The following is a 13,089-nucleotide window of genomic DNA, read 5'->3' as shown; positions in this document are numbered from 1 at the left end:
CAGCGTCAGATGGGTATAAGGGACAGGGGGCGGGGCTGGTACGCGATCCGGCGTGGTGCGCCATGCGCCCGTCGGAGGCCAGCATGATCGCAAAATACCTGGTCCCGCCTGTTCGTCGCGCCGATCCGGGCCGACCGGCGCGGGTGATCTTCGCTGGTTGTCAGTGGTGGCACGTACGGTGGCGCCCGTGACCTCATCGACCTCCAAGCGGGCCCGGCCCGCGTACCGCTGTACCGAATGCGGCTGGACCACCGTCAAGTGGGTCGGCCGCTGCGGGGAGTGCCAGGCGTGGGGCACCGTGAGCGAGGACGGGCCTGCGGTGTCGGGCCCGCGCACGGCCGTCGTCTCCCCCGCGCGTGAGCCCGCCCGGCCCATCGCCGACATCGACGTGGAGGCGGCGCGCGCCAACCCGACCGGCGTCGGCGAGTTCGACCGGGTGCTCGGCGGCGGGCTGGTTCCGGGGGCCGTGATCCTGCTCGCAGGCGAGCCGGGCGTGGGCAAGTCGACGCTGCTGCTCGCCGTCGCGAGCAATGTGGCCGACGGCGCCCTGGGGCCCGACGGGTTCGAGTCGCCCCGCACGGTGTTGTACGTGACGGGCGAGGAGTCCGCCGGTCAGGTTCGGCTGCGGGCCGAGCGCATCGGGGCGTTGTCGCCCACCCTGTTGCTCGCCGCCGAGACAGACCTGGGCACGGTGCTCGGCCACCTGGAGGCGAACCAGCCGGACATGCTCATCGTGGACTCGGTCCAGACCATCGCGTCCGGCCAGGTGGACGGCGCGCCGGGCGGCGTGTCGCAGGTGCGGGAGGTCGCCGCGGCGCTCATCGCGGTGGCCAAGGAGCGGCAGATCCCCACGATCCTCGTGGGCCACGTGACCAAGGATGGCTCCGTTGCCGGCCCGCGCACGCTGGAGCACCTGGTGGACGTGGTGTGCCAGTTCGAGGGCGACCGGCACTCGCGTCTGCGCATGATCCGCGCGGTGAAGAACCGGTACGGCCCCACTGACGAGGTGGGCTGCTTCGACCTTTCGGAGGCCGGGATCGTCGGGCTGCCGGACCCGTCCGGCCTGTTCCTGTCGCACGCCGGCTCGGGGGTCGCCGGGTCGTGCATCACGGTGACCCTGGAGGGACGGCGTCCGCTCGCCGTCGAGGTGCAGGGTCTCGTGGCGCCGAGCCCGCTGAACAACCCGCGCCGGGCGACCAGCGGCGTCGACTCCAGCCGGCTCGCCATGATCCTCGCCGTCCTGCAGCGGCACGGCGGGCTGCGCCTCGCCGACCAGGACGTCTACGCGTCGACGGTGGGCGGCGCCCGGATCACCGAACCGGCGTCGGACCTCGCGGCGGCGCTCGCGCTCGTGTCCGCGCGCACCGGGCGCCCCCTGCCCGGGGCCACGATGGCCGTCGGGGAGGTGGGTCTGGCCGGGGACCTGCGCCCGGTCGCAGGGCTGGACCGACGCCTGGGCGAGGCCGCGCGCCTGGGGTTCGCGCACGCCGTCGTACCGCACGGAACCGGTGTCAAAGCGCCCGACGGGCTCCAGCTGGTGGAGGCGGCTCATATCCGAGATGCCGTGGAATGGGCGCAGTCCGCGGGCCGGGGAGCTGGCGGCCAGATGGACAGCCAGTGACCGGTTCGTGAAACGAACTGCTTGTGACCCAGCGCACAGCGTAGGATTTCTTCGTGGCCATGACCTCCTCGCACCCTGACGAGCTGCTCCGGGAGACCCTGGCCGCCGTCGCGCCCGGGACCGAACTCCGTGACGGACTCGAGCGCATCCTGCGCGGCCGTACCGGTGCACTGATCGTGCTCGGCCTTGATCCGACCGTGGAACAGATCTGCTCCGGCGGCTTCTCGCTCGACGTCGACTTCTCGGCCACGCGCCTGCGCGAGCTGTCCAAGATGGACGGCGCGGTGGTGCTCGACCGGGGCGCCACCCGGATCCGGAAGGCGGCGGTGCAGCTCCTGCCCGACCCGACCATCGAGACGACCGAGTCCGGCACGCGCCACCGCACCGCGGAGCGTGTCGCCAAGCAGACCGGATTCCCGGTCATCTCCGTGAGCCAGTCCATGCGGATCGTCGCCCTCTACGTGGGCGGGCAACGGCATGTGCTGGAGGACTCGGACACGATCCTCGGCCGCGCCAACCAGGCACTCGCGACGCTCGAGCGGTACCGCGCCCGGCTCGACGAGGTGTCCGGCACACTGTCCGCACTGGAGATCGAGGACCTGGTCACGGTGCGCGACGTGTGCTCGGTGGTGCAGCGGCTCGAAATGGTCGGCCGGATCTCCGACGAGATCGCCGGCTACGTGATCGAGCTCGGTGTGGACGGCCGACTGCTGGCCCTGCAGCTCGACGAGCTGATCGGCGACGTCGGCGCGGACCGTGAGTTCGTGATCCGCGACTACGTGCTGAGCCGCAAGGACCGCACACTCGCCGAGGTCCAGGCCGAGCTCTCCGCGCTCACGTCGCAGCAGCTGCTCGACATGAGCCAGATCGGCCGGATCCTGGACCTGCCCGGCGGCGGGGACGCCCTCGATGCCGCCGTCGCGCCGCACGGCTACCGGCTGCTGTCGAAGGTGCCGCGACTGCCGAACATCACCATCGAACAGCTCGTTGGACACTTCAGCAGCCTGCAGAAGCTCCTCGCGGCGAGCGTCGACGACCTCATGTCGGTCGAGGGCGTCGGCGAGCAGCGCGCCCGCACCATCCGCGAGGGCCTGTCCCGCCTAGCGGAGTCGAGCATCCTGGAACGCTACGTCTGACACCCGTTGAGTGCTGGATATTCGCCCCGTCAGAGCTCGAGACGAGGCGAATATCCAGCACTCAACGATGTGTTCCTGGCTTCTTGCTCGGGTGGGACGACGCGTTTTCGGACGGGTTTGCCGACGGACGTCCGGACGGACTTCCCGACGCGCTTTCGGACGGGCCTTCAGACGAGCTTCCCGACGGATTCCCGGACGGATTCCCCGACGGCGACCTGCTCGGTTCCGGCACCGTGTACGTCAGCCGCACGACGTCGCTGGCCACACCCTCGACGTCGGCGAGTGTGGCCTGCGCGGTGTACTCCCCTGCGGTCAGCTTCGGCTGGCCCGGTTCGCACCCGGGCGCCGATCGGGCGTCGGACCAGTTCGCATCCGTGATGTCGACGTCGCCTGGCCCGAGAAGCAGCAGCCGCTCCTCGTCCGGGTCGGCGCAGTCCGCCGACGACCAGACGCGTTCCGCCGTCGGCTCGCCCACCTCGCCCTGGTACACGGTGACGGCGAGGCTGTGCCGGGGTCCCTCGACGAGGCACTGCACCTCGCCCTCGTTCTGCAGCGAGACCGTGAACTTGACCGGCACCCCGGGCGTGACCGCGAGGCGGTCGGCGGCGAGGCCGATGTCGAGGTCCTCGGCCGTGCACGGCGACGCGGCGGCATTCGGGTCCACAGGCGCCGGCGGGTCGGTCTTGTCGGACACGATGGACGGCTCCGCCTCGGGCCAGGTCACCGCCACCCCGATCCCGCCGAGGGCCAGCACGACCAGCACCGCGATCAGGCGGCCGCGGCCACGCGGGCGCCTGCCGTCGGGTTCCCGATCCGCGTCCGGGCCCGGGGGCCGCTCGGCTCGCTCCGGTGCACTCACCACCTGCTGAACCCCCTGCTGAACTACTGCTACCTGGTCTGACGTGCGGTGACATCCTGCGCCACCAAAATACGACGCCGCACACCGCCCGCACGGCAGCCGCGCCGCCGAGTCGGTCACGTGTCCTACTTCACGAGTTTTGCGCCCCGCCTCCCCATACGGGCGGGGGAGCACGGGCGGTGCGGCAGGATGAGTTCTCGTGACAGTACGAGAGGCGACACGACGCACGGAGGTGCGCTCCGGCGTCGTGCGATGGTTCGATGACTCCGCGCGCGACCTGCCCTGGCGCGCGCCGGACCGGACGCCCTGGGGCGTGCTCGTCAGCGAGATCATGCTGCAGCAGACCCCCGTGGTGCGGGTCGAGCCCGCCTGGCGTGCGTGGCTGGAGCAGTGGCCGACACCCGCCGACCTGGCGCAGGCGCCGACCGCCGACGTGCTCCGCGCCTGGGGCCGGCTTGGTTACCCGCGCCGGGCGCTGCGGCTGCAGGAGTGCGCCAAGGCGATCGTCGAACGGCACGACGGCGTCGTCCCCCGAACCGATGCCCAGCTGCGGGCCCTGCCCGGCATCGGCGAGTACACCGCCGCCGCGGTGCTGGCGTTCGCCTACGGGAAGCGGTCGGTGGTGGTCGACACCAACGTGCGCCGGGTGCTGGCACGGGTTGTCGCCGGGACGGCGCTGCCCGCGCCGTCGTACACCGCCGCCGAGCGCGCACTGGCGACCGCCCTCACCCCGGACGGCGACGCCGAGGCCGCGCGCTGGGCCGCCGCTTCGATGGAGCTGGGGGCTCTGGTCTGCACGGCGAAGGCACCGAAGTGCGGCGCCTGCCCGGTCGCCGGGCTGTGTGCATGGCGCTCGGCGGGCTCGCCTCCGGACGCCCACGCGGGCCGACGCCGCACCCAGGCCTGGGCGGGCACCGACCGGCAGGCGCGCGGCCGGGTCATGGCGGAGCTCCGGCGGGCGACCGAGCCGGTGGACCGTGCCCTGCTCGCGAGACTGTGGCACGACCCGCGGCAGCTCGACCGCGCGATCGCCGGCCTGGTCGAGGACGGCCTGGCGGAACAGGATGACGCAAACCGCCTCCACCTCCCGAACTAGCTTGGTTGTGGGCGTGATCGTTGCGCCTAGAACGGGCGCGTAGTCGCAACGATCACGCCCACAACCAAGAGCGTCAGAGTTCCAGGAGCATGCGGGAGTTGCCCAGGGTGTTGGGCTTGACGCGGGCCAGGTCCAGGAACTCGGCGACGCCCTCGTCGTACGACCGCAGCAGCTCCGCGTACACCTCGGGCGTCACGGGCGTGCCGTCGATCTCGCGGAACCCGTGTGCGGCGAAGAAGTCGACCTCGAAGGTCAGGCAGAACACGCGGCGCAGCCCCAGCGCACGGGCGCGCTCGACCAGCGCCTCGAGCAGCGCGTGTCCCACCCGGCGGCCGCGCCAGTCGCGGTGCACGGCGAGCGTGCGCACCTCGGCGAGGTCGTCCCACATCACATGGAGCGCTCCGCAGCCGACGGCGGGGTCGTCAGGAGCAGTACGGTCGGTCGCCACCAGGAACTCCTGGACCGCCTCGTAGTACCCGACCATCTCGTACGGCCGGAGGATGCGCTCCTGGCTGAGCGGCTCGACGAGGTCACGGATCGTGCGCACGTCGGCGGGGAGGGCGGGGCGGATCACGGGCGCGACCCGCGCCTCGGGTGTCGTCACGGCGACACAGTACGGCTGCTGCACCGCACCGCGCCCGGCGCGCACGCCAGGCGGACACCCCGGCACGCCACGCGGACCACCCCAGCACCCCGGCACGCCACTCGACGCAGATCAGGCGAATCGCATGCCGAACCAGAAAGTGAGCAAGAGAACCTCCCCACATACCCGGCCACACAGGGCAAAGGTCTTGCCAAGTGAGGGAATGCGTGGTGAGTTTGGCGCATGGCATCCACACGCCTGACCGCAGACGCGAGGACGCAGGCGCTGGCCGCTCTCGAAGCCAGCGTCAGCCCCTCGGCCGAACTCGACGTACTGGTGATCGGGGGCGGCGTCACCGGCGCTGGAATAGCGCTGGACGCGGTCACGCGCGGGTTGTCCACCGCCGTCGTCGAGGCGCAGGACTGGGCGCAAGGAACCTCGAGCCGCAGCAGCAAGCTGGTCCACGGCGGACTGCGCTACCTGCAGATGCTCGACTTCGAGCTGGTCCACGAGGCCCTCACCGAACGCGACCTGCTGCTCCGGGACCTCGCACCGCACCTGGTGCGACCGGTCCCGTTCTTGTATCCCCTGGAGCACCGGGTCTGGGAGCGCGCCTACGTGGGTGCGGGCATCGCCATGTACGACGTCCTGGCGACGCTGACCCCGGGCCGCCGTCCGATGCCGTTCCACCGGCACCTGAGCAAGAACCAGATGGAGGCCAAGTTCCCGGACCTGGCGCACGACGCCGCCGTCGGCGCCGTCCAGTACTGGGACGCGTCGGTCGACGACGCCCGCCTGGTCGCCACCCTGATCCGCACCGCGGCCAGCTACGGGGCGCACGCCGCCAGCCGCACCCAGGTGGTGAGCCTGACACAGGGCGCGACAGGCGCCGTGAACGGCGCGGTCATCGTGGACCTGGAGACGGGCCAGGAGATCACCGTCCGGGCGCGGGCGGTCATCAACGCGACCGGCGTCTGGACCGAGGAGACCGAGGCCCTCGCGGGCTCGGAGGGCGGGCTGCGGGTGCTCGCCAGCAAGGGGGTGCACATCGTCGTGCCGCGCGAGCGCATCCGCGGCCACGCGGGGCTGATCCTGCAGACCGAGAAGTCGGTGCTGTTCGTCATCCCGTGGAGCCGGTACTGGATCATCGGCACCACGGACACCCCGTGGAACCTCGACCCGACGCACCCGGTCGCCACGAGCGCCGACGTCGACTACGTGCTGGACCATGCGAACGCCGTCCTGGCACATCCCCTGACCAGGGAAGACATCATCGGCACCTACGCGGGCCTGCGCCCCCTGCTGCAGCCGGGCACCAAGGCGGGCACGAGCAGCGCGAAGGTCAGCCGCGAGCACACCGTCGCCTCGCCGACGCCGGGCCTCACCGTCATCGCCGGCGGCAAGCTGACCACCTACCGGATCATGGCCAAGGACGCCGTCGACTTCGCGATCGGGCAGCGTTCAGCCGCTCTCCCCTCGATCACGCACCAGATCCCGCTCACGGGCGCCGTCGGGCTCCGCGCCGTGCAGCGTCAGGCGCGTACGTGGGGCAAGCGGTTCGGCTGGACTCCCCCGCTGCTGGACCACCTGCTGCACCGGTACGGGGCCAATCTCGCCGAGATCGTCGAGCTGTGCGACGCCGATCCGACCCTCGCCGAGCCGCTCCAGCACGCGCCCGCCTACTTGCGCGCCGAGGTGCACTACGCGGTGAGCCACGAGGGCGCCCTCCACCTGGAGGACGTGCTGGCGCACCGCACGCGGCTCGTCTACGAGGTCGCGGACCGCGGCACCGAGGCGGCCGAGGAGGTCGCGTCCGTCATCGGGCCTCTGCTGGACTGGGACGCGTCCGACACGGAGCGCGAGGTCCGCGCCTGGCAGCAGCGGATCGAGGCGGAACGGCACGCAGAGGAATCACCCGACGACGAGGCTGCCGAACGGGCACGCCTGGCCACCCCGGACGTGGCTGCCATGCAGCCGCTTCGAACCTGAGGACACCAAGGACACGACAACGAGACCGCCGACGAGCTACCCCTGAGGAGCCGCCGGGTTCACCCCCGTACGCCGACAGAGCGGTCGGCAGAAAGCGAGTCAGCGATGAACGCATTCACGGACATCATGGTGCCGGAGTTCTTCGGCACCCTGATCCTCATCCTCGGCGGTGCCGGCGTCGTGGCCAACGCCATCCTCCCCAGGACCAAGGGGTTCGGCGGCGGCTGGCTGCTGATCAACTTCGGCTGGGGCCTCGCGGTCTTCGCCGGCGTGTTCGTCGCTTTCAAGTCCGGCGGGCACATCAACCCCGCCGTCACGCTGGGCATCCTCTCGAGCGGTGCCGAGGAGTTCGCCGACGGCGTGCCGGCGAACTTCGTCAACCTGCTCCTGTACTGGGTCTCGCAGCTGGCCGGTGCCTTCGTCGGCGCCGTACTCGCGTATCTGGCGCACAAGCAGCACTTCGACCAGGAAGCCGAACCAGCAGTGAAGCTCGGCGTCTTCTCGACCGGCCCGGAGATCCGCTCGTACACGTGGAACTTCGTCACCGAGGTCATCGCCACGTTCATGCTGGTCTTCGTGATCCTGTCGTTCGCCAACTGGCCGGGCGACCTCGGGCCGCTGGCCGCCGCCCTCCTCGTTGTCGGCATCGGCGCGAGCCTCGGTGGCCCCACGGGGTACGCCATCAACCCGGCCCGTGACTTCGGCCCGCGCATCGCCCACTTCGTCCTGCCCATCCCGGGCAAGGGCTCGAGCGACTGGGCCTACTCCTGGGTGCCGGTGGTCGGGCCGCTGGTCGGCGGCGCGCTGGGCGGCCTCCTGGCCACCACGCTCGCCTGAGCCGCGGCCCCGCCGCGGGAGCCGCGGCCGCAACCTCAACACGGACTGAGACACAGACAAGGGAGTCAACACCGATGGCTGACTACGTACTCGCGATCGACCAGGGCACCACGAGCACCCGGGCGATCGTCTTCAACCACGGCGGGACCATCGTGTCCACCGGCCAGCTCGAGCACGACCAGATCTTCCCCAAGGCCGGCTGGGTGGAGCACAAGCCCGACCAGATCTGGGACAACACCCGCCAGGTCGTCGGGCTCGCGCTGACCAAGGCGAATATCAACCACACCGACCTCGCCGCCGTGGGCATCACCAACCAGCGCGAGACCACCGTGGTGTGGGACAAGACGACCGGCAAGCCGGTCTACAACGCCATCGTGTGGCAGGACACCCGCACGCAGGCCATCGTCGACGAGCTCAGCGGGTCCGAGGGCGGGGACAAGTACAAGTCGATAGTGGGCCTGCCGCTCGCGACCTACTTCTCCGGCCCCAAGGTGAAGTGGATCCTCGACAACGTCGAGGGTGCCCGTGAGGCGGCCGAGCGCGGTGACCTCCTGTTCGGCAACACGGACGCGTGGGTCCTGTGGAACATGACCGGCGGGCCCGACGGCGGCGTGCACGTCACCGACGTCACGAATGCGTCGCGGACCATGCTGATGGACCTCGACACGCTGTCCTGGCGCGAGGACATCGCCGCCGACATGGGCATCCCGCTCTCGATGCTCCCCGAGATCCGCTCCTCTTCCGAGGTGTACGGAAAGGGCCGCCCCCGCGGCATGGTGCCCGGCGTGCCGATCGCCGGAATCCTCGGCGACCAGCAGGCTGCGACCTTCGGGCAGGCGTGCTTCGAGGTCGGTACGGCCAAGAACACGTACGGCACCGGCAACTTCATGCTGCTCAACACCGGCACGGAGAAGGTCCCGTCCGAGAACGGCCTGCTCACCACGGTCTGCTACAAGATCGGCGACGCCGCCCCGATCTACGCGCTCGAGGGCTCGATCGCCGTGACCGGGTCACTGATCCAGTGGCTCCGCGACAACCTGGGCCTGTTCCACGACTCGCCCGACGTCGAATGGCTCGCCCGCAAGGTCGACGACAACGGCGGAGCCTACTTCGTGCCGGCATTCTCCGGCCTGTTCGCGCCGTACTGGCGGCCCGACGCACGCGGCGCGCTCGTCGGCCTGACCAGGTACGTCAACCGCAACCACATCGCTCGGGCCGCGCTGGAGGCCACGGCCTACCAGACCCGCGAGGTCATGGACGCGATGAAGGCCGACTCCGGCGTGGAGCTCACCGAGCTCAAGGTCGACGGCGGCATGGTGGCCAACGAGCTGCTGATGCAGTTCCAGGCCGACCAGCTCGGGGTCCCCGTCGTCCGGCCGGTCGTCGCCGAGACGACGGCGCTCGGTGCTGCCTACGCGGCGGGTATCGCCGTCGGCTTCTGGAAGGGCGAGTCGGACGTGACCGCGAACTGGGCGGAGGACCGGCGGTGGGAGCCGGTCGCCGAGGAGGTCGAGCGGGAGCGGCTGTACCGGAGCTGGAAGAAGGCAGTCACGAAGACGTTCGACTGGGTCGACTCCGACGTGCACTGACCACTCACGTGTCAGACGTTCAGGTCACTCCGGTGCCCTGAGCGTCTGACACGTCACGGGGCCAGGAAGCGCCTCGCCGTGTCGACCAGGGTGGCCTTCTCGCCCTCGGCCGTGAAGTTCTCCTCGTCCGCTGTGCGACCCAGGAAGCCGTCGGTCAGCAGGTAGAGCCACGAGGTGATCCGCTCCGGGGTGAGGTCGGTCCTGATCTCACCCGCCTGCTGCGCCTTCTCCACCCAGGGCCGGAGCAGGTCGCGCTGGGCCTGGGCATCCTCGTCGAGCTTGGCGGCGACGTCCGGCTGGTGCATGATGCCGCCCACCGCGCGGACGAACCCCGGCATCCGCGGGTCCGCCGCGTCGTCCGCGCCCTGCTTGACGATGTCGAGGAGGACGCCGAGCGGGTCCGTCCGGTCCGCGAAGACCTCCCCCGCCTCGCGGACCTCCTGTATGCCCAGCGTCAGGATCGCCAGCAGCAGGTCCAGCTTGGTCGGGAAGTAGTGGAAGAACGTGCCCGAGCCGATGCCCGCACGCCGGCAGATCGCCGCTGTGGTGGCGCCGTCGTACCCACGCTCCGCGAAGACGGTCAGGGCGACATCGATGATCACGAGCCGGCGCGCCTCGTGGCGCGCCGGATCAACGGTCCGTGCCACGCGCGCCTTCGTCGGCCGACGTCGTCCGGCGCACCTGGATCCGGTCGTCCCGGACACGGGCCACCAGGCCCAGCGCGGCCAGGTCCTCGTCCGCCTTGCGGAGGGCGGACGCATCCTTGCGCTCCTCGAGCCGACGGCGGAGCGCCTCGTTTTCAGCAGCGGTGAACCCGGGGCGGCCGTCGAGCCAGCGCTCGAACCTCTCCTCATAAGGATCCGTGTCCCGCCACGGCCAGCGGTGCTGCTCCAGCGCGGCCCGGATCCTGTCCGAGGACAGGGTGTCGGCGTCGAGCCGGGCGCGGAGGCCGCCGTCCGGCCGCAAAAGCACGAGGTACCTCGTGTCGCGGAACGCGGCGCCGACGTCGGAGCGCTCGATCCACACCTCGCGCTCCTCCTGCCGGTGCTCGAGGTGGTCGTCGGCGACGGTGAGCTGGGGCGCCTCCCCGACCGTCATGAACGCGAGGAACCCGCCGCCGAGCAGGCCGAGGCCACCCAGGATGCCGAGGGTCCACGCCAGCGGCAGAGTCTCGACGAGCTGGAGCGGCTTGGGTACCGGCAGCGGAGACGCCTCGATCAGCCCGGCGAGTCCACCGGCCAGCGGGGAGGCGAACCAGCCGAGGACGAGGCCAAGGGCGAGCACGCCGAGGCCGATCAGGACGGGGAGTGCCGGGGGCTGGCGCACCTCTGTGGTCGTCATGGCTCAATTATTAGAGCAGCGACTCCATTAATGCAACGATAGGCGGTCCGGCGCTGCCCACCGATAGCGTGACCCAGTGCCTATCAGCTACACCCTTCCCGGCGTCCACATCACCGACCACTCCGTCGACGTCCCGCTCGACTGGTCCCAGCCCGACGGATCCCCCACGATCTCCGTGTTCGCCCGCGAGCTCGTCGATCCCGCGCGCCGTACCGAGGACCTGCCGCTCCTCGTGTTCCTGCAGGGCGGCCCCGGCGGCAAGGGCCCGCGCCCGACCGGCCCGGAGGGCTGGGTCGGCACCGCGCTGAAGCGCTTCCGTGTCGTGCTGCTCGACCAGCGCGGCACCGGGCGGTCGAGCGCGGTCCGGGCCGCGGCGCTCAACGCCGTCGGCACGCCCGAGGAGCAGGCGGAGTACCTCGCGCACTTCCGCGCCGACAACATAGTGCGCGACGCCGAACACGTGCGGACGACCCTCTTCGACGGCCGCCGCTGGACCTCGCTGGGCCAGTCGTACGGCGGCTTCATCACGATGACATACCTGTCGTTCGCTCCCGAGGGCCTCAACGCGAGCCTCGTCACCGGCGGCCTGCCCGGCCTGACGGCGTCGGCCCGCGAGGTCTACGAGCGCACCCAGCCACGCGTGGTTGCCAAGAACGAGCGGTTCCGGGCGCGCTACCCGCACGCCGTGAAGGCTCTCGGGCGCATCGCCGACCGACTCTCGACCGGCCAGGTGACCGAGCCGGGCGGCGACACGCTCACGGCCCGCAGGTTCCAGACGCTCGGCATGGACTTCGGCATGCAGCCCGGATTCGACCGGGTGCACTGGATCGTCGACGAGGCGTTCGACTCCCCGCACGGCGGTCCGCTGAGCGACACGTTCCTCGCCACGGTCGCGGCCGAGACGTCGTTCGCGACGAACCCGCTGTACGCGGTGCTGCACGAGTCGATCTACGCGCAGTCCCACACCGGCCCGACGGCGTGGGCCGCCCAGTCCGTGCGCGAAGCCGACCGGGCGTTCGGCGAGGACGCGCGCCCGCTCCTGATGACCGGCGAGATGATCTATCCCTGGATGTTCTCCGAGATCAAGGCCCTGCGGCCGTTCGAGGCCGCGGCGAACGCCCTTGCGGAGCGGCAGGGCTGGCGCGACCTGTACGACCTGCACCGCCTCGCGGAGAACGAAGTGCCGGTCGAGGCCGCCGTGTACTTCGACGACATGTTCGTCGACTCGTCGCTCTCGCTGGAGACGGCGGCTCAGGTGGGCAACGTCGCGCCCTGGGTCACCAACGAGTTCGAGCACGACGGCCTGCGCCTGGGCGACGTCCTGTCCCGCCTCCTGGACCGCCTGGACGCGAGGGGCGGCCCGCTCCGCGACTGACGCGGCGCTCGACCCGGGCCGAGCCCGACGGTCAGGCGCGCAGGGACGGGATCGACGCCACCACGTAGCCGTCCACCTCGACCACGTCGCCCGGGGCCAGCGACGGGTCGCCCGCCGGGACGCAGAGCGTCACCTGGAAGCCGTCGGTCTGCACGCGCGCGGCGGTGAACGCCTGGCCCGTCCGAGCCACGGCCCGCTCCTCGACCGCCAGCACGACGCCGGTCAGGTGCGCGACGGCGTCGGTCGACGCCGCGTACGCCCCGGTGGGCTTGAAGACCAGACCGGGCACGCCGCCATCGACCCGCCCGGTGACCCGCACGGAGTTGCCCAGCACGACGACGGACACCGGCCCCTCGACCGGCGGTGTCGCCCCACCGAGCAGGGCGAGCTCCTCGAGCTGGCAGGCGATCTCGGTGAAGACCTCGTCCTGGTCGTTCACGAGCTCGGCGAGCACGAGCCCGCCGTCGACCGCCTGCGGCTCCGACATGATCGCGCCCGGCGCGGCGTAGAACGTGGGCGTGACCACCCGGACCAGGTCACCCTCGGTGGTGATGATCAGGCGGGCACCGGACGCATCGGTCCAGATATGGACGCCGACCTCGCCGTCCTTGGCAATGGTCTCCGCTTCGGCGCGGGCAACCGCCACCATGTCGCGAAAGTCGC

12 protein-coding genes are annotated in these 13,089 nt (G+C 71.1%); 7 read left to right on the top strand and 5 right to left on the bottom strand.

Annotated features, from left to right (window positions below; genetic code table 11):
• Window positions 1-187: 187 nt before the first annotated feature.
• Both radA and disA read left to right on the top strand, forming a co-directional pair.
• Window positions 188-1,621, top strand: coding sequence for a DNA repair protein RadA (radA, locus tag EW117_RS21895; RefSeq protein WP_129788807.1), 1,434 nt, complete (start codon window positions 188-190; stop codon window positions 1,619-1,621).
• Between the two features lie 59 nt (window positions 1,622-1,680).
• Window positions 1,681-2,757 carry a DNA integrity scanning diadenylate cyclase DisA gene (gene disA / locus EW117_RS21890; RefSeq protein ID WP_165362813.1) on the top strand — a complete coding sequence of 359 codons (1,077 nt, stop codon included), beginning with the start codon at window positions 1,681-1,683 and terminating at the stop codon, window positions 2,755-2,757.
• A gap of 61 nt (window positions 2,758-2,818) precedes the next feature.
• Here the strand turns inward: disA and EW117_RS21885 are convergent, their stop codons facing one another.
• Entirely contained in the window at window positions 2,819-3,619 is an 801-nt protein-coding gene (locus EW117_RS21885) for a hypothetical protein (protein WP_129788805.1), read from the bottom strand.
• A 196-nt stretch (window positions 3,620-3,815) separates the two neighbouring features.
• Here EW117_RS21885 and EW117_RS21880 point away from each other — a divergent pair, with 196 nt between their 5' ends.
• On the top strand, window positions 3,816-4,712 hold the full coding sequence (locus EW117_RS21880) for an HhH-GPD family protein (protein WP_277986484.1): 897 nt from the start codon (window positions 3,816-3,818) through the stop codon (window positions 4,710-4,712).
• 73 nt (window positions 4,713-4,785) lie between these two features.
• On the opposite strand, the gene EW117_RS21875 is transcribed toward EW117_RS21880, so the two are convergent.
• Entirely contained in the window at window positions 4,786-5,316 is a 531-nt protein-coding gene (locus tag EW117_RS21875) for an amino-acid N-acetyltransferase (RefSeq protein WP_242504436.1), read from the bottom strand.
• A gap of 222 nt (window positions 5,317-5,538) precedes the next feature.
• On the opposite strand from EW117_RS21875, the gene EW117_RS21870 reads away from it, so the two are divergent.
• The 3 genes from EW117_RS21870 (at window position 5,539) to glpK (ending at window position 9,710) form a co-directional block, all read left to right on the top strand.
• Window positions 5,539-7,284 (top strand): glycerol-3-phosphate dehydrogenase/oxidase, encoded by a 1,746-nt coding sequence (locus tag EW117_RS21870; protein ID WP_129788804.1) that lies wholly within the window; start codon window positions 5,539-5,541, stop codon window positions 7,282-7,284.
• A 105-nt stretch (window positions 7,285-7,389) separates the two neighbouring features.
• Window positions 7,390-8,121 (top strand): MIP/aquaporin family protein, encoded by a 732-nt coding sequence (locus EW117_RS21865; protein WP_129788803.1) that lies wholly within the window; start codon window positions 7,390-7,392, stop codon window positions 8,119-8,121.
• 74 nt (window positions 8,122-8,195) lie between these two features.
• Window positions 8,196-9,710: a glycerol kinase GlpK gene (gene glpK, locus EW117_RS21860; RefSeq protein ID WP_129788802.1), complete on the top strand. Its 1,515-nt coding sequence runs from the start codon at window positions 8,196-8,198 to the stop codon at window positions 9,708-9,710.
• Between the two features lie 53 nt (window positions 9,711-9,763).
• On the opposite strand, the gene EW117_RS21855 is transcribed toward glpK, so the two are convergent.
• Together EW117_RS21855 and EW117_RS21850 are read right to left on the bottom strand one after the other, a co-directional pair.
• Window positions 9,764-10,357 (bottom strand): TetR/AcrR family transcriptional regulator, encoded by a 594-nt coding sequence (locus EW117_RS21855; RefSeq protein ID WP_242504435.1) that lies wholly within the window; start codon window positions 10,355-10,357, stop codon window positions 9,764-9,766.
• A complete protein-coding gene (locus tag EW117_RS21850) occupies window positions 10,341-11,051 on the bottom strand; it encodes a YqeB family protein (RefSeq protein ID WP_129788801.1) in 711 nt (236 codons plus the stop codon). Before EW117_RS21850 ends, EW117_RS21855 begins: the two co-directional genes overlap by 17 nt.
• A gap of 76 nt (window positions 11,052-11,127) precedes the next feature.
• On the opposite strand from EW117_RS21850, the gene EW117_RS21845 reads away from it, so the two are divergent.
• Window positions 11,128-12,426 (top strand): alpha/beta fold hydrolase, encoded by a 1,299-nt coding sequence (locus tag EW117_RS21845; protein ID WP_129788800.1) that lies wholly within the window; start codon window positions 11,128-11,130, stop codon window positions 12,424-12,426.
• A 31-nt stretch (window positions 12,427-12,457) separates the two neighbouring features.
• Here EW117_RS21845 and EW117_RS21840 read toward each other — a convergent pair whose 3' ends face one another.
• Window positions 12,458-13,075: a hypothetical protein gene (locus tag EW117_RS21840; protein WP_129788799.1), complete on the bottom strand. Its 618-nt coding sequence runs from the start codon at window positions 13,073-13,075 to the stop codon at window positions 12,458-12,460.
• Window positions 13,076-13,089: the final 14 nt, after the last annotated feature.

The sequence above is a fragment of the Promicromonospora panici genome (assembly GCF_900608595.1).
Lineage (GTDB): Bacteria > Actinomycetota > Actinomycetes > Actinomycetales > Cellulomonadaceae > Promicromonospora > Promicromonospora panici.
Note: the sequence above shows the minus strand (reverse complement) of the source record. Positions and strands in the feature narration are given on the sequence as shown.

Bases quoted from the DNA above. Each gene is read 5' to 3' on its own strand.
- disA (WP_165362813.1), top strand. From the start codon at position 1,681: ATGACCTCCTCGCACCCTGACGAGCTGCTCCGGGAGACCCTGGCCGCC.
- EW117_RS21870 (WP_129788804.1), top strand. From the start codon at position 5,539: ATGGCATCCACACGCCTGACCGCAGACGCGAGGACGCAGGCGCTGGCC.
- EW117_RS21865 (WP_129788803.1), top strand. From the start codon at position 7,390: ATGAACGCATTCACGGACATCATGGTGCCGGAGTTCTTCGGCACCCTG.
- glpK (WP_129788802.1), top strand. From the start codon at position 8,196: ATGGCTGACTACGTACTCGCGATCGACCAGGGCACCACGAGCACCCGG.
- EW117_RS21850 (WP_129788801.1), bottom strand. From the start codon at position 11,051: ATGACGACCACAGAGGTGCGCCAGCCCCCGGCACTCCCCGTCCTGATC.
- EW117_RS21840 (WP_129788799.1), bottom strand. From the start codon at position 13,075: ATGGTGGCGGTTGCCCGCGCCGAAGCGGAGACCATTGCCAAGGACGGC.